Source organism: Sulfurospirillum diekertiae (assembly GCF_011769985.2).
Lineage (GTDB): Bacteria > Campylobacterota > Campylobacteria > Campylobacterales > Sulfurospirillaceae > Sulfurospirillum > Sulfurospirillum diekertiae.
In genome coordinates, this window is sequence record NZ_CP039734.2 from 423487 (window position 1) to 442979 (window position 19493).

The 19493-nt window shown below is 39.6% G+C and carries 23 protein-coding genes and 1 pseudogene; 10 read left to right on the plus strand and 14 right to left on the minus strand.

Features of this window, described 5'->3' with window-relative positions; translation table 11 throughout:
* Positions 1–113: 113 nt before the first annotated feature.
* Genes nuoF through FA584_RS02250 form a run of 5 tightly spaced genes read right to left on the minus strand, consistent with a single transcriptional unit; the run spans position 114 to position 4362 of the window.
* Complete coding sequence (gene nuoF, locus FA584_RS02230; protein ID WP_096045797.1) at positions 114–1358, minus strand: NADH-quinone oxidoreductase subunit NuoF; 1245 nt, start codon at positions 1356–1358, stop codon at positions 114–116.
* Positions 1355–1834: an NADH-quinone oxidoreductase subunit NuoE family protein gene (locus tag FA584_RS02235; protein ID WP_096045798.1), complete on the minus strand. Its 480-nt coding sequence runs from the start codon at positions 1832–1834 to the stop codon at positions 1355–1357. Before FA584_RS02235 ends, nuoF begins: the two co-directional genes overlap by 4 nt.
* A complete protein-coding gene (gene nuoD / locus FA584_RS02240) occupies positions 1831–3498 on the minus strand; it encodes an NADH dehydrogenase (quinone) subunit D (protein WP_096045799.1) in 1668 nt (555 codons plus the stop codon). Before nuoD ends, FA584_RS02235 begins: the two co-directional genes overlap by 4 nt.
* On the minus strand, positions 3491–4009 hold the full coding sequence (locus tag FA584_RS02245; RefSeq protein ID WP_096045800.1) for an NADH-quinone oxidoreductase subunit B: 519 nt from the start codon (positions 4007–4009) through the stop codon (positions 3491–3493). The genes nuoD and FA584_RS02245 overlap by 8 nt, the downstream gene beginning before the upstream one ends.
* A complete protein-coding gene (locus tag FA584_RS02250; RefSeq protein ID WP_167750122.1) occupies positions 4000–4362 on the minus strand; it encodes an NADH-quinone oxidoreductase subunit A in 363 nt (120 codons plus the stop codon). Before FA584_RS02250 ends, FA584_RS02245 begins: the two co-directional genes overlap by 10 nt.
* 189 nt (positions 4363–4551) lie before the next feature.
* On the opposite strand from FA584_RS02250, the gene FA584_RS02255 reads away from it, so the two are divergent.
* Genes FA584_RS02255 through FA584_RS02265 form a run of 3 tightly spaced genes read left to right on the plus strand, consistent with a single transcriptional unit; the run spans position 4552 to position 6944 of the window.
* Positions 4552–5664, plus strand: a complete 1113-nt coding sequence (locus FA584_RS02255; protein ID WP_096045802.1) for a L,D-transpeptidase family protein — start codon at positions 4552–4554, stop codon at positions 5662–5664.
* A gap of 9 nt (positions 5665–5673) precedes the next feature.
* On the plus strand, positions 5674–5910 hold the full coding sequence (locus FA584_RS02260; RefSeq protein WP_096045803.1) for a hypothetical protein: 237 nt from the start codon (positions 5674–5676) through the stop codon (positions 5908–5910).
* Positions 5911–5915: 5 nt separating this feature from the next.
* Positions 5916–6944: an alanine racemase gene (locus tag FA584_RS02265; RefSeq protein ID WP_167750123.1), complete on the plus strand. Its 1029-nt coding sequence runs from the start codon at positions 5916–5918 to the stop codon at positions 6942–6944.
* On the opposite strand, the gene FA584_RS02270 is transcribed toward FA584_RS02265, so the two are convergent.
* The 4 genes from FA584_RS02270 to rsmG are packed head-to-tail and all read right to left on the minus strand — an operon-like array spanning position 6941 to position 9371.
* Positions 6941–8194 (minus strand): GGDEF domain-containing protein, encoded by a 1254-nt coding sequence (locus FA584_RS02270; RefSeq protein WP_167750124.1) that lies wholly within the window; start codon positions 8192–8194, stop codon positions 6941–6943. The two genes, FA584_RS02265 and FA584_RS02270, sit on opposite strands and share 4 nt — an antisense overlap.
* A 4-nt stretch (positions 8195–8198) precedes the next feature.
* Positions 8199–8582, minus strand: a complete 384-nt coding sequence (locus FA584_RS02275) for a hypothetical protein (protein WP_096045806.1) — start codon at positions 8580–8582, stop codon at positions 8199–8201.
* On the minus strand, positions 8582–8806 hold the full coding sequence (locus tag FA584_RS02280; RefSeq protein ID WP_087437725.1) for a PP0621 family protein: 225 nt from the start codon (positions 8804–8806) through the stop codon (positions 8582–8584). The genes FA584_RS02275 and FA584_RS02280 overlap by 1 nt, the downstream gene beginning before the upstream one ends.
* A complete protein-coding gene (gene rsmG / locus FA584_RS02285; RefSeq protein ID WP_228448082.1) occupies positions 8796–9371 on the minus strand; it encodes a 16S rRNA (guanine(527)-N(7))-methyltransferase RsmG in 576 nt (191 codons plus the stop codon). The genes FA584_RS02280 and rsmG overlap by 11 nt, the downstream gene beginning before the upstream one ends.
* Positions 9372–9699: 328 nt before the next feature.
* Here rsmG and FA584_RS14855 point away from each other — a divergent pair.
* Both FA584_RS14855 and FA584_RS14860 read left to right on the plus strand, forming a co-directional pair.
* Positions 9700–10320, plus strand: a pseudogene (locus tag FA584_RS14855) (nitrate- and nitrite sensing domain-containing protein); the annotation flags it as partial.
* 477 nt (positions 10321–10797) lie between these two features.
* The gene (locus FA584_RS14860; protein ID WP_228448195.1) at positions 10798–11496 is read left to right on the plus strand and encodes a methyl-accepting chemotaxis protein; all 699 of its coding nucleotides are present in this window, start codon (positions 10798–10800) and stop codon (positions 11494–11496) included.
* A gap of 26 nt (positions 11497–11522) precedes the next feature.
* Here FA584_RS14860 and FA584_RS02295 read toward each other — a convergent pair whose 3' ends face one another.
* The 5 genes from FA584_RS02295 to ribA form a co-directional block, all read right to left on the minus strand.
* Positions 11523–11948: a desulfoferrodoxin family protein gene (locus FA584_RS02295; RefSeq protein WP_096045809.1), complete on the minus strand. Its 426-nt coding sequence runs from the start codon at positions 11946–11948 to the stop codon at positions 11523–11525.
* A 36-nt stretch (positions 11949–11984) separates the two neighbouring features.
* Positions 11985–12578 (minus strand): superoxide dismutase, encoded by a 594-nt coding sequence (locus tag FA584_RS02300; protein ID WP_096045810.1) that lies wholly within the window; start codon positions 12576–12578, stop codon positions 11985–11987.
* 138 nt (positions 12579–12716) lie between these two features.
* Positions 12717–13145, minus strand: a complete 429-nt coding sequence (mscL, locus tag FA584_RS02305; protein WP_096045811.1) for a large conductance mechanosensitive channel protein MscL — start codon at positions 13143–13145, stop codon at positions 12717–12719.
* 10 nt (positions 13146–13155) lie between these two features.
* Positions 13156–13581, minus strand: coding sequence for a GNAT family N-acetyltransferase (locus FA584_RS02310; protein WP_096045812.1), 426 nt, complete (start codon positions 13579–13581; stop codon positions 13156–13158).
* A gap of 8 nt (positions 13582–13589) precedes the next feature.
* Complete coding sequence (gene ribA / locus FA584_RS02315) at positions 13590–14153, minus strand: GTP cyclohydrolase II (RefSeq protein ID WP_096045813.1); 564 nt, start codon at positions 14151–14153, stop codon at positions 13590–13592.
* Between the two features lie 77 nt (positions 14154–14230).
* Between ribA and hemB the strand changes: the two genes are divergently transcribed.
* The 5 genes from hemB (at position 14231) to FA584_RS02340 (ending at position 19345) form a co-directional block, all read left to right on the plus strand.
* Positions 14231–15205, plus strand: coding sequence for a porphobilinogen synthase (gene hemB, locus FA584_RS02320; protein WP_167750126.1), 975 nt, complete (start codon positions 14231–14233; stop codon positions 15203–15205).
* Between the two features lie 74 nt (positions 15206–15279).
* On the plus strand, positions 15280–16206 hold the full coding sequence (gene argF, locus FA584_RS02325; RefSeq protein WP_167750127.1) for an ornithine carbamoyltransferase: 927 nt from the start codon (positions 15280–15282) through the stop codon (positions 16204–16206).
* A 29-nt stretch (positions 16207–16235) separates the two neighbouring features.
* Positions 16236–16694: a DUF2603 domain-containing protein gene (locus FA584_RS02330; protein WP_228448084.1), complete on the plus strand. Its 459-nt coding sequence runs from the start codon at positions 16236–16238 to the stop codon at positions 16692–16694.
* Positions 16695–16702: 8 nt separating this feature from the next.
* Entirely contained in the window at positions 16703–18079 is a 1377-nt protein-coding gene (gene hemN / locus FA584_RS02335) for an oxygen-independent coproporphyrinogen III oxidase (protein WP_228448582.1), read from the plus strand.
* Between the two features lie 3 nt (positions 18080–18082).
* The gene (locus tag FA584_RS02340) at positions 18083–19345 is read left to right on the plus strand and encodes a (Fe-S)-binding protein (RefSeq protein WP_167750128.1); all 1263 of its coding nucleotides are present in this window, start codon (positions 18083–18085) and stop codon (positions 19343–19345) included.
* Positions 19346–19493: the final 148 nt, after the last annotated feature.

Sequence of the window (19493 nt, forward strand, 5' to 3'; positions counted from 1 at the left end):
TGTATGTCCCCTCTCCAAGAGGCTCAGATTCATCTTTTACAAATGAATGAACCATTTACATGAATACAAGCGTAACAATAATTAGCTTAATATTGTCAAAATCAAGGGGTGTTTCAATGGAGCAGCGCCTCAAACTCCTCACGAAATTTTTTAAGATAACTCTGCGCGATAAAAGCTACCGATGGGGCAAAAACACAGATGGTTTTACCATTGAGCATATCGCACGCATCAAGAATGGTATCGAAGTCTTCTTTAGTTCCTTTGCCAGCCAAAATTTTGGCTAAAATACGATCCACCCAGCCTGTACCTTCACGACAAGGAGTGCATTGACCACAAGATTCATGGTGGTAAAACTCAAAAAGATTTTTCATCACTTCAGGGATGCTGACATCTTCATCCATCACTATGATTCCGCCTGTACCTAAAGCTGAGCCGTGGGCTTTAAGGTTTTCGTAATCAAGCGTTATATCGTCGATCTCATCAGCTTTTAAAATTTGTACCGACGAGCCACCAGGAATAATAGCTTTGAGTTTCTTGCCATTTTTAATACCACCACACAGATCGTAAATGACCTCTTTCATTGAAGTGCCATACGGCAGTTCATAAACTCCCGGGTGCTCTACATGCCCACTGACGCCAAAGAGCATCGTGCCGGGGGATTCTTTGGTGCCATACATTTGGTACGCACCATAGCCTTCATTGATGATGTACGGCACACTCGCAATGGTTTCAACATTGTTCACGACCGTTGGATTGCCAAAAAACCACTCAGGCTCTTTACCTTTGGGCTTAAGCCTAGGATGTCCGCGTTTGCCCTCAAGAGATTCTAAAAGGGCTGTTTTTTCACCACAGATGTACGCACCTGCCCCTTTGTGAATCGTTACATGTAAAGCATAATTGTTCCCGAGAATGGTCTCACCCAAAATGCCTGCCTCATATGCTTCGTTAATCGCTTCTTGCAGACGATTCATCCAAAAGACGTATTCACCACGAATATAAACATACGCATGATGCGCGCCAATGGCATAGCTTGAGCAGATGATGCCCTCAATGAGAAGATGCGGGTCAAACTCTAAAATCTGACGGTCTTTAAATGTACCAGGTTCTCCTTCATCGGCATTGATCACCAAATAAACAGGTTTATCACCGTTTTTAGGAATCAGCCGCCATTTATCACCGGTATGCGCTCCACCACCGCCTTTGCCACGGAGTCCACTTTTTTCGACTTCTGTCGTGACTTCATCGGGGCTCATTTTAAAAAGTTTTTCTAAAGAGGCGTATCTTCCATTTTCTCTAGCAACGCAGAGTGTGTATGCTTCAGGAATATCAAAATTTTTACTGACCAATTTCACCATCATTTTGAGAGTTCCTCCAAAAGCGCATCGAGCTTTTCAATCGTGAGGTTTTCAATGTAATCATCATTGAGGCGCATGCAAGGGCTCGTACCACATGAGCCTAGACACTCGACTAAAGAGAGGGTAAATTTGCCATCTTTACTTGTTTCACCAGCTCGTATACCAAGACGTTCTTGCAAATGTTCTTGCAATGTTTTAGAGCCTGCAAGCATACAAGAGAGTGTTTTGCACAGTTGCAAATGGTATGTTCCGATAGGTTGGAGGTTGAACATCGTGTAAAAAGAGGCAACGGAGTAAACATCCATCGCGGAACATTCCAGTTTTTTAGCAATATATTGCATGGCATCCAAACTGATCCACCCTTCTTGGTACTGAACCATCCATAAAGAGGGAAGCATAAGGGAGTTTTTATCGGGGTAACGCTCTAAGAGGTCACTGAATTTTTCCTCATTTGCGTGATTGAATGAAAACGTATTCATCGATCTAACTCCCCTGCAATGATATTAAGACTTCCTAAGGTTAAAACGGCATCTGCAATCATAGATCCTTCGATAATGCGAGGATACGCAGCCATCGCGTAAAAACAAGGAGGTCTGACTTTGACTTTATAAGGTGTGCCACTGCCATCACTGACAATAAAAAAGCCAAGCTCTCCGTTTGCTCCTTCTATCGCTCGATAATACTCGGAAGCAGGTACTTTAACACCTTCATAAATGAGCTTAAACTGGTTCATTAAGCCTTCAATGTTGGTGTAAACCTCTTTTTTAGGCGGTAAAGAGATCGCATGGTCTTGCACGCAAATAGCACCCTCTGGCAATCTTTGCATCGCTTGATGAATGATGCGTGTACTCTGTTTGATCTCTTCAAAACGTACCATCATGCGGTCATACACATCTCCAACACTACCCAGTGCGATGTCAAAATCAAACGTCTCATAATGATAATAAGGAGCTGTGACACGAAGATCGTAAGCAACACCACTGGCTCTAAGATTGGGCCCGCTAAGTCCTCGATTGATGGCATCCTCTTTACTGATAATGCCTACATTTTGTGTGCGATCATGAAAAATACGGTTGTGTTCAATAAGTTTTAGCGTTTCACCCACACCTTGTTCGATCTCTTTAAGGCAGACGTTTAAGTCATTTTCAAAACCGTCATACAAGTCATGACTCATTCCTCCAATGCGCATATAAGAGTTCGTAAGGCGCGCTCCTGTCAGTTTTGAGAGAAGATCATACACTTTTTCACGGGGATTATAGAGGTACCAGTAATTGGTAAGTGCTCCCATATCGACTAAGATAGCCGCCAAACAGACCAAATGGTCGATGATGCGAGAAAGCTCTCCAATGATAACGCGAATAAATTTAGCACGCTCTGGTAAATCTACCCCTAAAATGCCCTCAACCGCGTGTGCATAAGCGATGTTGTTCAAAATGGCGGAACAGTAATTGAGCCTATCGGTATAGGGAATGATTTGGTTGTAGGTATGGTTTTCGCATGATTTCTCAAAGCCTCGATGCAAGTAACCGATCTCACTCACCGCACAGGTGATGTTTTCGCCATCCAGTGCCACAAAGGTACGAATGGTTCCATGACTCGCAGGGTGCGCAGGACCTAGGTTCAGAAACATCAACTCATCTTGTGGAGTGAAGCCTTTGGTTTTCAAACAAGGGGTCATTTCATCCATAAGATCATCGCTTTGATGACAGAGTTGCCCTTGTGTAATAGGATAGTCTTTACGTAATGGATGTCCCTTAAATTCTTTGTGATTTAAAATGCGTTTGAGATTCGGATGGTTTTTAAAATGAATGCCGTATTGATCCCAAATCTCTCGCTCTGCCCAGTTGGCACTTTTAAATAAAGAGGTAATACTCTGCGTGGCAAGCGAACTATCGATATACGTTTTAAGGGTAATGAGGTTGTTAAAATTTTGATCGCGCAAAATATAAACAATGGCAAAACGCTCCGATTGATTCTTTACATGTAAATAATCAATGGCGGTCATATCAACTAAAAAGGTGTATTTATCTTCCTCAAATAGCGTTTGCAATGCTTTTAAAATAAGCTCTTTATCTAAGACAAATGCGCCATGTCTATCTATTGTATAAGCGTCCGCAAACGTTTCTTTAAAAGTTTTAGGCATCCAGTGCTCCTTTAAAGACGCGTTTGGCACGATCTTCTAAAAGACTTTGTGAGGCTTGTATTTTTTGAATTTCCAAGAGAGCATCTAAAAACGCCTCTGGTCGAGGAGGGCAGCCTGCGACATAGACATCCACAGGAATGATGCTATCAATACCTTGAAGAGTGGTATAGTTGTCATAAAAGCCTCCACTGCACGCACAAGCTCCCGCACTGATAACCCATTTAGGTTCGCTCATTTGGTCGTAAATCTTTTTTAGAATAGGTGCTTGTTTGTAGCTAATTGTTCCCGCAATAATAAGCAGGTCAGCTTGACGAGGGGAAAACCGTACCACTTCTGCCCCAAAACGTGAAATGTCATATTTGCTACTGGCAACACTCATAAATTCAATGGCACAACACGCCGTTCCAAAAATGTAAGGCCACATAGAGGATTCTCGCGCCCAAGAAATAGCACTATCAAGTTTGGTGGTAATGAGGCTTTCGCCAAAAATTGCTTCTGCGCCTACTGCCATGAGAGTGCCTTTATACGATAAATGTAAATAAGTCCAAACAGAAGAAGCCCTATAAAGGTAAACATCTCAAAAAGTCCGAAAAGACTGAGTTCTCGAACATTGACGGCCCACGGAAACATAAAGATAATTTCGACATCAAAGAGAACAAACAAAATAGCGACTAAATAAAATTTGGCGCTAAAGCGACTTTCACTGGAACCAATCGGTGAACTGATGCCGCTTTCATACAGACTATTTTTGGCTTTATCGCCTGTGTTGAAGGGACCCAATTTTTGACTGAGTAAAAAAAGTGTGGGAAGAAGAATGACCAGTAGAGCGACGAGTGAAGAAGCTAAAATAAGTTCTAATGACATAGGCGCATCTTTTGTTGAAGTTAGATAATTTCATGATAGCCAAAGATTTTTAAAACTTACGTAAAAAAAGAAAATCAATTTATATTTGTCAAAAGAGGAGCTCTTAAGTCATTTTTTTATAGAATAGCCTCCAAAAATTGTATTAGGCTAATACTCGTTTGTGGTCACAGTCTATTTGAGAGGGGATGTATGCGCTATCTGGTCTTTTTATCTCTTTTTGCACTTGCTTTATATGCAGCAACGGCTGAAGATATTTATAAAATTTACAAAACGAAAGGCATTAACGCTGTTGAGGATTTTCTTAAAAAAGAGTTTGAATCCAAAGAGGTTAAAGAAGTACCGGTAAAAGAGGCTAAGAAAGAGCTTGTTAAAGATAAAGAGGTTATTAAAGAACCAACGGTTAAATTGGGACAAAGACTTTTTGTCAAACCTAAAACACCGACTGAAAAAGAGTCAGTTTCTCGTGACTATTGGTTACGACATCTTAAAAATATGGATGTAAGTTACGGCTATTATGAAGATGTTGAATCGCTCATTGTATGTGAAAAAGAGAAAAAACGTTGTGAGATTTTCCATATCGAAGAGGACGGTTTAAAACTTGTTCGTGGCCATGATGATGTTATTATGGGTAAAAGTGGCGATAAAGTGAAACGAGGTGATCTTAAGACACCAGTGGGTGTGTATGAAATCACGAAACGCTTTAAACCAACCAATCAATTTTACGGACCACTGGCATTTGCACTTTCATACCCAAATCTTTTTGATGTCTTAAGAAATAAAAGTGGCGATGGTATTTGGATACATGGTATGCCAATCGATGGTAAAGATAGAGATGATTTAAGTAAAGGGTGTGTGGTAATGGAAAATAACGCCATTTTAAACCTTGACACTGAAATTAATGCACAAAGTGCCGTTGTTATTATTGGAGAATCTAAAGTTCCTAAAATGACACGTGAACAAATCGCAACGATTTTAAGTGAAGTCTACAAATGGCAACGTGCTTGGAAAGTCAATGATATTAATGCGTATTTAAATTTTTACTCCAATGATTTTAAAAAATCAGATGGATCAGGCAAGGTACAATTTTCAAATATGAAAAAACAGATTTTTTCACGTAAAGAGAACAAAATGATTCTTTTTGAAAATATGAGTGTTGTACCTTATCCAACCATTGATGATCGAAAACTTTATAAAATTTCATTTTTACAAACCTATAAAAGCCCTTCATTTGCCTCTAAAGGTGATAAAGAGCTTTACATAGAACTTGTTGGTGATAAAATGCAGGTTCTGGCTGAAAAATAAGGATAGAACATGAATGAAAATGAAATAGATATTACTAAAGAGCTTGCTAAACTTATCGAGGCAAGGGATGCCTTTATGACGTATATCGATGCGAATGTTCCTAAAGACAGTAAAGGAATTGCCTTTGATTTTTCCAACCATCCAACCTTGGATGCACAAGCCGTGTATGAGCATTTTTATAAACTGGATTATCAAGCTCGCAAAATCCGTGGGTTTGTCATCCGTAATTTTGAGGTGAAAGCGTAACTAAAATGGCATTTATTACAATTAACAAAGCGCACTTTTTTCATAATCTTGATATTTTGTGTGCTAAGGCTGGGGGCAAAGCAAAGCTCATGGCGGTTTTAAAAGATAACGCCTATGGGCATGATTTACGACTTATGGCTGAACTGGCTTCTGAGTATGGTCTTATTCGCGCTGCCGTAAAAAATATTGAAGAGGCAGAGTCTATTGCTGATCTTTTTGAAGAAGTTTTGGTATTAGTTGATCATCCTACCTCTCGTAAACTCTCTTCTTTTATTTCACTTGCAGCACACTCTTTGGAAGCACTTCAAGCTCTTCCTACGGGAACTTCGATTCATTTAAGCCTTGATACAGGCATGCACCGTAATGGTATTAAAGAAGAGCAAATTGAAGAGGCATTAGCGCTTATTCATGCCAAAAAATTGCAACTAAAAGGTGTTTTTACGCATTTTAGAGGTGCAGATGAACTCAGTAGTGAATTTTTCTGGCAGAGAGCTAATTTTGAGCGAGGTAAAAAACGCATTAAAGCCTTAGAGGCTCACTATGGTTTGCCTCATGTTGCTTTTCATTGCTGTAACTCTGCAGGACTACTTCGTACGCACTCTTTGGGCGATGATGACTATGCGCGCCCAGGTATTGCCATGTATGGCTATACAACGCTCAATCCTTTCATTGCAACCTATAATCTAAAACCGGTTCTCTCTCTTTGGGCTGAAAAACTCAGTACCCGCGTGCTTAAAAAAGGTGAGCGTGTTGGCTATGGTAGTGTTTATGAAGCACATGAAGATGAAATTATTTCAACGTATGATATTGGCTATGGCGATGGTTTTTTCCGTTTCGATGGTTTTAAGCCTGTAAAAATGGCGGATGGAAGTTTTACAAAAGGTCGCATGTCTATGGATAGTTTTTGTTTAGGCGGTGACGCCCAAAACGTCTGCATGTTTGATGATGCAAATCCTTTGGCAGAACAGTTCAATACGATTAGCTATGAGATTATAACAAAGCTCTATCCTGCATTAAAGCATGTCATTATTTAAAGATCAGGTGTCATTTGAAGTTTGACTTCGATGGCATTTCCTTCTTTGAGAGAGGCTGCTACAAGTGCCCCTTCTACTCTTGCCTTAAAGCTACCCATGGTATCTTTAGGCGCAAGTGATGTAATGCCATAACTGCAACTTATTTTCCCAACACGTGCAAACTTTGTCTCTTCAAAAATGGCTTGAAGTTTTTGGGCTACTTTTTGACCGGCTCGAAAATCAACATCGGGTAGCAACAGCGCAAATTGATCGTTTGTCCATTTTCCCAAAATATCGACTTCACGCGTATTTGTTTTGACCAGTTGAATAAAATCTTTTTTGAATGCGGTAATGACCTCGGCAGGGAAAATTTTAGTGAGATTTTTAAGCATTGTAATATCGATTAAAACCAGTGTCAATTCGGTATGGTAACGTTTGTGACGTTTAAACTCATGTTCAATATATTCTTGTACTTTTGTAAAATTAATAATATTTAATACTTTGTCAAAATGACTAATTGTATCACTTGAATATTGGGTATTGATACTTTGTAAGAGCTCTTTTTTGGCCGCTAAAGAGAGTGCGAAGGTGAGCATTTGCACATATTTTTGAATCATTGGGATAGCGTGTTCAATAAAATGAGCATCATGAGAGGCGAGCATCAAATTACCCAAAGGAAATTCACTGCGATCTTCTTTAAGCATAAAATTAAAGAGTGTAAACGGTTTCGTATCAACTTTCACAGGGTCCTGTGAAAAAGCCCGTTTTTCTATAAAGCATCTAATGGCAACCTCTTCAACGGCACTTCTTGAAGCATTCGTACGAAATGGAAGAATCTCTTTTGAACGAAACGTTGCTTTAATAAACTCATTTTCGTTGTAAAGCGTTAGTGACTCTTTGTTGTAAATAAAAAGCAGGCTTGATTCAAGGTGTAAAATCTCTTGTAGAATTTCAAGCGATTTGATCACATTTATTTTGGTAGAAAGTGAAGAAAAAAGAATATCAGCGACACGTTGGAGTTCACCAAATTCATTGATAGCCTCTTTTGGGGTTTTTTGAAAAGTATTTGGTTTAAAAAAGAGAGGTGTGAGGCTTACAATGAACAAAAGTCCTGCGGTAAGAAGCTTAACAGAAACAAGGCTATGGGGCGTCGTAAGAAGCAGTTCATCGCTCAATGCTAAGTTGTACAATGAGGCATTGGCATAGGCATCAAGAATCCAGTAGAGTATTGTAATCGTAAAAGCTAAGAAGATAAAGTGTTTTTTTTGCATTTAATTAACTCAATGAAGACGTAATAGCCGATTCGAAAAGAATTCCATCAATCGTATGAGATGCCGCAAATTCAATATCATTGTCATCGTTACTGAGCAGGAGCACTTTGCCTTCAAAGAGGTAGTCATCTGCAACTTTTTGTGCATGAAGTGCCAATGTTTTATCGACAACAAAGTAGGAAGCACCTAAAGCATTGGCTAAAACAAGCTCTTTAATCTGCTTTACATGTAAAGCAAACGAGAGCTTTTGTGTAGAGCAATACGCAATTAATGTAGGATCAAAATTGAACAGTATGGTTGCATTGGAGGGTGTTTTAGCAATCTGTTCCACCGAGTCAACACGATAAAAAGGCGCACTCGAGATAAGTTCATGTCCAATCAGTAACATTAGGGTAACCTCGCACACTCTTTTGAGCAGTAGAAAAGGCCATCTTTAATGATTGCCTCTTTGTGGCTAATAAAAGTTGAACACGCTTGGCACTCGACCATCGTTTCTCCCTCTAAAACTTTTTTAGAAGATTTTTTTTGAATATCTTCTTTACGGCTATTTTTAAAGAAAAAGAGATAAATTAAAAAAATAACAGCAATAAACAGAGCAATTTTAAGCAACATCAACATCCTTCATCACTAAGTAGTGGCGTTTGTCACGTTGGTAAACCTGACAATTTCGTAGCCCTTTGATTTCCTCTTCAACCAATTCCCCTTTGTAAAAAAGCAATGTGGTATCTGGAGTAATAAAATTTTTACACAACTTGATCAACATTTTAGTATTCGTCACAGCGCGAGAGCTGATGAGATCGACGTTAAAAGGAACAACCTTTTCAACTCTGTTGGTAGATATATCGACATTTTTGAGTTCAAGCGTTGTTTTGGCTAAATGCAAAAAGGCACTTTTTTTCGCGATAGGCTCAAAAAGTGTAAAATGCACCTGTGGCAGCGCAAGGGCAAGTAATAATCCTGGAAAACCAGCCCCTGTCCCAATATCAATCGCATGCTTCAACTCGTTTACATGTAAAAATTGTAATGGATAAATACTATCGTCAATATTTTTAAGAACAGCTTCTTTTGTTTTTGCCCCCGATATATTATGTGTTAGGTTGTATTTTAAAAGAAGTTCAATGAGTATTTCAACGTTGCTCCAAAAAGATTGAGGAAGATCATAATGGGTATTCATCATAATAAAGTAACCTTTTTGTCATGACTTTGGTCAAGGTGAACGTTATAGTTTCTTAATATAATACTGTATATGTCATTAAGAGCCTATTAATAAAGAAAAATAGATACACTTTTAAATGGTAAATACAACCGAAGAAGGGGGCATTATGAGTATTAAGAAAAAACTTCTTTTTGTTTTAGCGATAGTGATGGCTTATCTTTTCTTGAATATTTTTCAAGTGATGAATGAATCATTGAATCAAAAAAAGAAATTGTCTGAAGCAGCAACCCTCAATACGCTTTCTTCAAAACTCAGTCTTTTTATTCATGAGACACAAAAAGAAAGAGGCATGAGCGCAGGTTTTATAGGATCTGAAGGCAAAAAATTTGGTGATGTTTTACCAAAACAGAGAGTTCTAACAGATGAGAGTTTGGTCAAACTCAAAGAATATGTAGTACAAATAGATCTTTCGAAATTTCCAGAAGAGTTACAAAAAGAACTCTCCTCCCTTCAAGAAGATGCCGGCAAAATCTCTTCCATACGAGCGCAAGTGGATGGTCTTAAAATCAGTATGCAAGATAGCGTCGCTTTTTATACCAAGATGAACACAAAAATTTTACATGTAACGGACAGTGTGGCAAAAGTTTCTGAAGTGGCTGACCTTGTCAAAGTGCTTTCTTCTTATTCACATTTCTTGAAACTTAAAGAGCTTGTAGGTATCGAGCGTGCGGTGATGAGTGGAACGTTTGCGAGTAATGCATTTGCACCGGGTATTTTTGCGAAATGGAATGGACTTATGTCATCACAAGTAGCCTACACAGAAGCTTTTTTAGCCTTTGCTACGGATGATATTAAGCAACTTTATGCTCAAAAAATGAACGATAACTCCATCAATGAAGTCGAAAAATTTCGTTCTATTGCCTTAGCAAAAGTGAACGAGGGCAACTTTGGTGTAGATCCACAGGTATGGTTTAATACCATAACCCAAAAGATAGAAATCTTGAAAACAATTGATGATGGTATTTCTAAAAGCAGTAGTGAATTGATTCAAAAACTTGATCATGATGCTACGAATGAGATGATAATATCAATTCTTATCAGCGGTGTATTTGGAATCGTATTGCTTGCGATTCTTTTTTTTACACAAAAGGGTATTATTGAAAGTGTGTATAGTAGCCATGTTCAAATAAGCACTATGGCGAAAGAGAAAGATTTAACACAGCGTATTGTTCTTAAAAATACAACGGATGAGCTGGCACAAATATCGGATGATATTAATGACATGGTGACCTCTTTTGCCACAACCTTAACCCATACGCTTCAAACGTTAGATGTGACCAATGTACAAAGCCAAAAGCTTGATCACGTCATTGTCTCTTTAGGCGAAAGTATCGAACATCAGGAAAAAAATATTGTTGATATGAATCTTTTGGTCTCAGATGTGGGGATGGAATTAGATGGAATCGAAAAAGCCTCAAATGCCACGACCGATGATTTACATATTACGGCAAATACCTTGGATGAATTTATTCAAAGCCTGAATCAGTCAGTGCAAAGTATCGAAAATGGTTCGGAACGCCAAAATGATTTAGCACAAAAAGTGCATACACTGAGCGATCAAGCGCGAAGTATTCGCGAAATTCTGAGTATTATTGGCGATATTGCCGATCAAACTAATCTTCTTGCCCTCAATGCTGCCATAGAAGCTGCTAGGGCAGGTGAACATGGGCGTGGTTTTGCCGTCGTTGCGGATGAAGTACGAAAACTAGCTGAACGAACACAAAAGAGTCTTTTGGAAATCAGTGCCAATGTTAATGTCATTACTCAAAGTGTCAATGATATAGCAGAAGATACAAAACAAACAACCGAAGAGATGCTTGAATCATCACAATTAGCCAAAGAGCTTATCTTACATGTTGAAGGAACAAAAGAGAAACTTTCCAGTACGTATATCAAGTCAACGGATGTTCGCAATAAAACGACATACGTTGCTACCCGTACTAAAAACCTCGTCGGTTTGATGGCCAGTATTGTAAACGGTACAACACTCAATAAAAAATTAAGCCATGAGGTAGGAGAAGTTTCTGTATCTCTCTCTAATGGAGCAAATGAATTAGAAAAAACACTCAAGCAGTTTAAAGTATAAAAGAAAAGAGCCTTTTGGCTCTTTTCTTAAAGTTTTATTGAAGCGCTGTACTCACCGTGAAGGTTACAATAAGCTATGGCAGAAAGCATTTTGACATCTTTGGTGTTAATACGTGCTGCAAGAAAACCTCTTGATGTTGTTGGCTCAAGTGAGACATCTGCCACTTTTTTACCATCGGCTAAAAGTTCGATTTCGTAAATCCAATGGTTATCAACGCTTGGGTGAATGACTCCTTTTTGTCCGATATTGACTTCAACCAACGAAAATCCTTGTGCATCTGCTGCACCTACTTTAATTTCAGGTGAGTGTTTGAGTTCAAGCTCTGTCATATTCGCAGGGTCTTTGATTTCCATTTTCTTTTTGTTGACAATCAATTTCTCATCATAAGCCGAAGCATAGGTGGTAGCAAGTGCTGCTACGGCAGCTAGTTTAAGGGCATCTCTTCGTAACATATAGAACTCCTTTTAAATTAAGTTTGGTGTTGAAAATTACTTCAAATTAGCGTTTGCAAAATCCCAATTAATCAGATGATTAAAGAAAATATCTAAGTAATCTGCACGTTTGTTTTGATAATCCAGATAATAAGCGTGTTCCCACACATCAACGGTCAGGATTGGCTTAATGCCATGTGCAATGGGGGTATCAGCATTGGCGGTTTTCATGATCTCTAAAGTACCATTTTTAATTACGAGCCATGCCCATCCACTACCAAATTGTGTTAATCCTGCATTTTTAAATGCTTGAATAAACGCATCGTAACTTCCAAAGGCAGCATTAATTTTAGCAGCAATGTCTCCACTAGGGGCTCCACCACCTTTTGGTTTCATAGAGTTCCAGTAGAAGGTGTGATTCCACACTTGCGCGGCATTGTTAAAGATACCGACACGATCAGGATTGTTGACTGATTTTAAAATGAGACCCTCAAGAGGCTCATTGGCTAAGTCGGTTCCTTCAATCAATTTAAGGAGGTTGGTCACATAGGTTTGATGATGTTTGCCATGATGGATTTCTAATGTTTTTGCACCAATATAAGGCTCAAGTGCCTCATGAGCATAAGGAAGATTGGGTAATACAATTGCCATACTAAATCCTTTCAAATAAGCTTTAGCCTTAAGAGATATTTAAGCTATTCTTAAGGCTTGTTCTCATTCTATATTAAAACGACTTTAGAGTCAAGAGTATTTTTTTTAAGTTAAAAATCTTTACATGTAAACGTGTTCTTATGCTTGTAGTGTTGCGCAATAAGGACATTTTTTAGCGGCAACGGGAATAGCCATCGCACACTCTGGACATGCTTTTGTAATTGCCTCAGGAGCTTTTTTAGGCGCGATTTTTCCATAACCCTTGATCATCATAAACATGACAAAGCCCAAAATAACAAAGGAAGTTAAGTCATTGAAAAAGACACCTAGTTTTATGGCAGGTGCTCCTGCTTTTTCCAAATCAGCTAATGAAGCATACGTTTTACCATCAAGTGCGATAAACAGTGAGGAAAAATCAACATTGCCTAAGAGTAGACCAATAGGAGGCATAATGACATTGGTAACAAGCGATTTGACAATGGTCGCAAAGGCTGCACCAAAGATAAAACCAACGGCCATATCAACAACATTGCCTTTAAGCAAAAAATCGCGAAACTCTTTTAACATGAAAACTCCTTTAATAGGTGATTTGTTTGATAAAATATTTAGGGGATTCAACATAGCCATGTCGTTCGTAAAAACGATGCGCCTCTTTGCGCCTTTCATGACAATGTACTTCAATGCGATCGCATCCTCTCTCTTTGGCAATGTATGTGGCGTAAGCTTCGAGTTCTGATCCAATGTGATGAGAGCGCATTGTTTCATCCACGATAAAATAACTGATACGTAAAAACGAGCCTAAAAGGGCAATTTGAGGAATTACATGTAAAGAGAGAAGGGCGATTACACTGCCTTCTATTTCATAGCAAAAGAGCATTGCATCAGGGTTGGCTAAAAGCTCTTGAATGCGTTCTTTACAGAAAGAGTGTGTATTGGCATAGCCCAGCTGAGCCAGAAGTTCAACAATACGATCACTGTCTTCCGCCGTGGCATTACGTATCATACTCTCTCCTAAAGAAGATGTCCCATCTGTTCTTTTTTGGTTTTCAAATAACCTGCATTGAACTTATTGGAAGGAATAATCACAGGAATTCGCTCTACAATGTCGATATGTTTCAAGCTCTCAATTTTCTTAGGATTGTTGGTTAAAAGCTTAATTTTTGTGATCTTAAAATAGTCCAAAATAAATTCGACCATCTCATAAGTGCGTTCATCATCTAAGAAACCTAGTTGATGATTAGCTTCGATGGTGTTCAAGCCTTTATCTTGCAAAGCGTACGCATTGACTTTATTGAGCAGTCCAATATTTCTACCTTCCTGACGTAAATAAATAACCATTCCGCCGTTTTGTTCGACTGTTTTCAGCGCGAATTCAAGCTGATCTCGACAGTCACATTTAAGACTTCCTATGCTGTCTCCTGTTAAACATTCACTGTGAACGCGTACCAACGGAATCTCACCCAAAGGCTCTTTAAAAATGACTAAATGCTCTTTAATGCCTTCTTTAAATGATTGGATTTTGAATGTCCCAAAGCGTGATGGGAGGTTCGCAACCTCGGAAATTTCTATTTTCATTTTCTTTTATATCCAGTTATGCTAAAATCACTACTTTTTATAACGAGGTCTAATTTTAACCAAGATAAGGCAAAAAAATGTTTAAAAGATTTAGAAGACTTAGAATGAATGCAACACTTCGCTCACTCGTGCGCGAAACAACCTTGAGTATGGACGATTTTATTTATCCGTTGTTTGCTAAAAGTGGCGAAGGATTTAAAAAAGAGATCAGTTCGATGCCAGGTGTGTATCAGATGAGCATTGATGAAATCGTCAAAGAGTGTGGCAGTTTGCAAGAACTGGGTATCAACTCTATTATTTTATTTGGTATTCCTGAGGTAAAAGACAGCGTAGGAAGTGACGCACTCTGTGAACATGGCATTATTGCCAGTGCGATTAAAGCGGTTAAAAAAGCGTATCCCTCTATGTTTGTGGTCACCGATCTTTGTTTTTGCGAATTTACCGATCACGGACATTGTGGTATCTTAGATATGGAACACGAGAGTGTTGACAACGATGCAACTTTGGAGATTTTAGCTAAACAAGCACTTGTGCATGCGCATGCGGGAGCGGATATGATCGCCCCTTCAGGTATGATGGATGGTATGATCGAAGCATTGCGTGAAGCATTGGATGGCGAAGGGTTTATCAACCTTCCGATTATGAGTTATTCGACTAAATTTGCAAGTGCTTATTATGGACCATTCCGTGATGTAGCAGAATCTGCTCCTTCTTTTGGAGATCGCAAAACCTACCAAATGGATCCAGCAAACAGAAGAGAAGCGATCGCCGAATCTGTTGAAGATGAGATGCAAGGAGCAGACATTTTAATGGTCAAACCAGCCCTCGCGTACCTTGACATCGTTCGTGATGTACGCAATGCCACGAGTACGCCATTGTGTGTTTACAACGTGAGTGGCGAGTATGCACTTTTAAAAGCGGCTGCAAAAGCAGGTGTGATTGATTACGAGCGTGTCATGATGGAAACCATGATTGCGTTTAAACGTGCTGGAGCTGACATTATCATCAGTTACCACGCGAAAGAAGTCGCTGAGATTTTAAGGAGAAAGTAAATTCTACGCAAAGCGTAAGCTTGAGTGCGGGGAATTTTATGTGGGCTTTGCCCAAATAAAAGGAGACATTGAATATGAGACATTTTTTAACACTGAAAGATTATAGCAAGGCAGAGATTTTAGAGATCATTGACTTGGCGATTAAAATTAAAAAACAAGCCAAAAAAGGCAAATATAAGCCTTACCTTGAAAATCAAACCTTAGGGATGATTTTTGAAAAAAGCAGTACACGTACACGCGTCAGTTTTGAAGTAGGCATTCATCAGCTCGGAGGCGTGGGTCTGTTCCTCTCTTCCAATGACTTGCAACTAGGACGTGGTGAGCCGATGAAAGACACGGCACGTGTGATTAGCCGTATGGTTGACATGGTGATGATCCGAACCTTTGCGCAAAGTACACTCGAAGAGTTTGCGGCGTATTCACGAGTTCCTGTCATTAGTGGGCTGAGTGATTCGTACCATCCTGTACAACTGATGGCAGATTACCTCACGATGGTGGAGTATAAAAAAGATCAAAACCCTATCGTCGCTTACGTAGGAGATGGCAACAATATGACCCATTCCTGGCTTATGCTCGCTTCCAAACTGGGTTTTGAGCTTCGTATCGCTACCCCTAAAGGGTATGAAGTGGATGCTAAAATTTTAGAAGATGCGCTTGCTTTTGCACAAGAGAGTGGGGCGGTCATTCACATTGGCAACGACCCGAAAGAGGCGATCAAAGGTGCTACGGTTGTCACCACAGACACATGGGTTTCCATGGGGCAAGAGAGTGAAAAAGCAGCACGTGTATCAGCATTCCAAGGCTACATGGTGGATGATGCGATGATGAGCTTAGCGCAGGACGATGCGATGTTTTTACACTGTTTGCCAGCGTACCGTGATTATGAAGTGAGTGAGAGTGTCTTTGAAGCGCACGCGGATGAGATTTTTGATGAGGCAGAAAACAGACTTCATGCCCAAAAAGCCGTCATGGTATGGCTTGATAGGCACAGAAACAGCTAATGGAATTTAAACGAAAAAAAGAGTTCAAGATGATAGAAAAAATTTCTAAAGGTTTGAGCGTCAGCAAACAAAAAGAACAGACAGTTTTAGAGATCGTGCCAAGTGAGGCAGAAGAAACAAAGCTTTTACGCCTTAAAAATGGCTCGTGGGACAATGCGAAAGAACCATGGTTAGTGTATGATGAAAATCAAAAACTTCATGCACTGCTTTCGATTGATACCCTCAGTAAAATGATAGAGCATTTTAAAAAAGCGGAGCAAGAAGCTCTTTTTCTCAAATTGGAAAAAAGTATTTTGCAACAATTGCCACTGGACTTTCAAGACGTTTGGGCGGTAGCAACCGAAGAGATCAAAAAGAGTAAAAAAAGTGAAATTGATTTTGATAAATTGGTCAAAAAGATCAAGAAAGATCACCCCAATCTCTTTTTAGACCTGAAAGACCTCTATTTGCCTGAAGGGGCGAGTATTATCAACGCGACAACGCGTTAGGATGAAGTATGATTGATTTTGATAAATTTGCTAAATATTCTAAACCAGGGCCAAGGTATACCAGTTACCCAACAGCACCTGAATTTCATGAGGGATTTACGCACCAAAGTTATGAGAGCATTTTAGCTACGCAAGATAAAAGTCGTAAACTCTCGCTCTATTTTCATCTTCCATTTTGCCGAAGTGCCTGTTACTTCTGTGGATGTAATGTTGTTTATACGAGCAAGGAAGATAAAAAAGAGCGTTACATTAGCTATCTTGAACGAGAGCTTGAATTGCTCTCTAAACATCTCGATACTTCGCGTGAAGTGATTCAGATGCACTTTGGTGGTGGTACACCAACATTTTTTAGCGCACCGCAATTGAAGCGCATTATTAGTGCTATCAGAAGCCACTTCAAAAACTTTGCCAAAGATGCTGAGATCAGCTGTGAGATCGACCCTCGCTATCTCACTAAAGAGCAGTTGGATGTGCTTACATGTAACGGATTTAACCGTGTCAGTTATGGCGTGCAAGACTTCAACGATGAGGTTCAAAAAGCGATCCACCGCATCCAACCTTATGAGGTAACCAACAATGTCGTTAAAATGGCAAAAAGCTCAGGTATTAAGTCGATCAATATGGACTTAATCTATGGGCTTCCGTATCAAACGTTTGAGACATTTCAAGAGACTCTTCGTTTAGCGGTATCGCTTGATCCGAGTCGTTTGGCAGTGTTTAATTATGCCCATGTGCCGTGGATGAAAAAATCCATGCGTAAAATTGATGAGACAACACTACCTCATCCAAGCGTCAAGCTTGCTATTATGCGCTATACGATTGATTATTTAGAGTCAAATGGCTATAAAATGATCGGCATGGATCACTTTGCAAAGCCTGATGATGAGCTTTTCTTGGCGATTGAAAAAGGGGAGCTACACCGCAACTTCCAAGGATATACCACTAAAGGCGGCGCGGACTTAATCGGTATTGGTTTAACAAGTATTGGTGAGGGTTTGAAACACTATGTTCAAAACTTCAAAGAGATGGACGCTTATGAAAAAGCGATTGATGCGGGTGTATTGCCGGTGCATCGTGGTCTGACTCTCAATGATGATGATGTGCTTAGGAAAAGCTGTCATTATGGAGATGATGAGCAACTTCAAACTCTGAATATCGCTGGTATTGAAGCTCAGTTTGGCATCGACTTTTTTGATTATTTTGCCGATGCAGTAGCTGCCCTTGCACCGTTTGAGCAAGAAGAGTTGGTAATCGTTGATAGAGTTGCTAAAAAGATTTTAGTCAACACGACAGGCACACTGCTTATTCGCAATATTGTGATGCCTTTTGATGCATATCTCCAAAAAATCCCTGAAGATAAACGACGCTTCAGTAAAACGGTGTAACAGATGTTTAAATTTGATGTAACAAGCGATGCCTGTGTCAAGTGTGGTAAGTGTATACCTGTTTGTACAATTCACGAAGTCAACCGTGATGAAGTTACCAGTCCCAGAGGTTTTCTTGACCTTCTAGGTGCCTATCAACGAGGTGAACTTGAACTGGACAAAAATGCTAAAAGTATTTTTGAAAGCTGTTTTTTGTGCACCAACTGCGTAAGTGTCTGTCCGAACGATTTGCCAGTCGATATGTTGATAGAACAAGCGCGTAACGACATTCGCAAAAAATTTGGGCTTGCATGGTACAAAAAACTCGCCTTTTTCTTGCTTCGCAATCGTAACATCATGGATGTTCTTGCACGCTTTGGCTTTATGTTCCAAACCTGTGGTTTTAAAATAGTGGAGAAAAAAAGCTCCATGTATCTGCGAAACTTTCCCATTATCAAGATGGACAGACTTTTCCCAAGTCTCGCAAAAAAAACCTTCTTAAACTCCCATCCCGATGTCATCCATAATGGTGGCAAAGGCAAAGTGGGCATTTTCATCGGCTGTTTAGCCAATTACATGTATACCGACATCGGCAAGTCACTTTTAGAGATTTTGAAAGAGTTGCAGATAGACGCGTATCTCATAAAACAACAAAAATGCTGTGGTGCACCTCAATACTTTACAGGCGATTTTGATAGCGTGGATTATTTGGCAAAATTTAACATTGAGTACATCGAAGGCTTTGTAAATGAACTTGATGCCATCATTATTCCTGAAGCAACGTGTAGTGCGATGATCAAAGAGGACTACGCGCATTTTTTCCATGACCAACCTGAATGGAAAGCACGTGCCATTGCCATCAAACCTCACATTTTTATGGCAACCGAATACCTAGAGAAAAAGACAAATTTGGCTGAAATCTTGGCTACCAAAGCTCGTAAAAGTGAAGTAGTCACCTACCATGACCCATGCCATGCGCGCAAAATGCAAGGCGTTTGGAAAGAGCCACGTAACCTCATTTCTCAAAACTACGTCATTAAAGAGATGAGCGACCCGAACCGCTGTTGTGGTTTTGGAGGCGTTACGATGCAAACAGGAAATTACCGCTTTGCCAAAGCCGCAGGACTTCCAAAAGCCGCGATGATCAAAGAGACGGGCGCAGAGTATGTGAGTGCCGAGTGTAGTGCGTGTCGCATGCAACTAGGCGATGCCATGCATGGGCAAAAAGTGGACACTATCTTTAAAAATCCAATCGAATTGATTGCTAAAGCACTTCGAGAGGGTTAAGTTAAACGTTTACATGTAAAGCTTTTCAACTTTACATGTAAACAGAATACTTCTTAAAACAGAAAACTTTTGAGTCAATACTTCAGAGCAATCTAGAATAATTTGAGTATACTAAATCGCAGAACACTTTCTTTAGATGAGGTACATC